Below are 1,567 nucleotides of genomic sequence, written 5' to 3'. Positions count from 1 at the left end.
CCAGGCCCCAGCGCGCGCCGGCAGCGTGCAGCCAGGCGCGCAGGCGCTCCAGCCCGGCCTCGTCCAGGCCGGCGGCCTCGGCGATCGGCGCGCTGGCGATCAGGTCCAGGATCTCGTGCAGGCCGAAGCGCGCGATCGGCAGCCCGAGCAGCGCCAGGAACACCTCGGCCAACGGCTCGCTGGCCAGCGGGCTGGCGTCGGCCAGCGCATAGGGCAAGGCGTCGTCGCCGGCGTGGCCGCCGAACACCGCATCCAGGTACGGCACGTAGGGGTCGATGTCCGGCGACAGCACGGCGATCTCGCGCGGCTGCAGCGGCGGCTCGAAGCGCGGGTCGTCCAGCAGCGCACGCAACTGATCGTGCAGCACCTGCAGTTCGCGCAGGCGGGTGTGGCAGGCATGCACCTGCAGGCTGGGATCGTGCGGATCCACCGCGGGCAGCGGCGCCGGCCGCGCCGGCGCGCGGCGATGGAACAGGTCGCTCTGCATGCGCCGCAGCAGGCTGTCGCCGAGGCCGCCATCGGCCAGCGCGCGCCGGCCCGACTCCAGCGGATCGGCATAGACCGCGATCTCGGCCAGCGGATGCACCACCTCGTAGTCGCCGATCAGCGCCATGAAGTCGCGTCCGGCCGCGCCCCAGGCCTGCAGCAGCGGGTTCTCCTGCACGTGGTCGGCGAACAGCTCCACCGCCCCACCCTCGCGGCGGCGCTGCCACAGCGTCTGCAGATCGCCCCAATAACCCTGCGCCGGGGTCGGCAGGTAGAAGTGCAGCGTGCCGGCGCGCGCCTGCGTGGCCAGCACGCGCAGCACGTCCGGGGAAATGTTGAGCACGGCGAAGGCGAACAGGCGCCGCGGCAGGCCCTGCGGCAGCGGCCCGTCCGGGCGCGCGTAGCGGTCCAGGTATTGGCCGATGCGGCGTGCGCGGTAGGCGCGGCCCGTGGCGATGCGCCGCCACAGCCGCGCCTGCGGATCGTCCGGGTCGGCGCCGCCTTCCCAGCGCAGCAGCCAGTCGCGGCGCCAGGCCTGGTACTTCTCGAACACGTTGCTCAGCTCGCCGGCCAGGCTCCACGGCTTGAGCGCATCGCCGTCGGCCAGATAGCCTCCCAACGGCGCCAGCGCCGCATCGCTACCCAGGTCGCCCTGCAGCGCCGCGTACAGGCGCCAATGCATGGTCGCCATGTCGAGATCGTCGGCCGCCGCGCCGAGATTGCGCTCCAGCGCGCGCGCAACGAACTCGCCGGGGGTGAGGAATTCCAGGTTCGCCGCCACCCCGTGCACTGCGGCCAGGGTCGACTGCAGCCAGCGCCGCATCGCCACCTGCGGGATCAGCACCACCTCCGGCGCCAGCAAGGGCTGCCCCGGCGGCGGCCGGCGCAGTTCTTCGGCGAGCAGGGCGGCCAGGGTATCCAGCGCGTTGGACGGATACAGCCGGAAATCGGGCGCGGATGAGGCAGGCATGTGCCGGGCATTGTGCCGGATGCGGGCAGGCGGCGCTGTTCCCTTCTCCCACTGGGAGAAGGTGCTCCGCAGGGGCGAATGAGGGTGCGGGCGCAGCCTCGCGCACCCGAA

The 1,567-nt window shown here is 73.3% G+C and carries 1 protein-coding gene; it reads right to left on the bottom strand.

The window, feature by feature from the left end; genetic code table 11:
• A partial coding sequence (locus D183_RS0116385) for an exodeoxyribonuclease V subunit gamma (protein WP_017909953.1) occupies positions 1-1,456 on the bottom strand: 1,456 nt, incomplete at its 3' end.
• Positions 1,457-1,567: the final 111 nt, after the last annotated feature.

Source organism: Xanthomonas sp. SHU 199, from assembly GCF_000364665.1.
Lineage (GTDB): Bacteria > Pseudomonadota > Gammaproteobacteria > Xanthomonadales > Xanthomonadaceae > Xanthomonas_A > Xanthomonas_A sontii.
The sequence above is the reverse complement of the archived record's forward strand: the minus strand, read 5'-3'. Positions and strand labels throughout refer to the sequence as shown.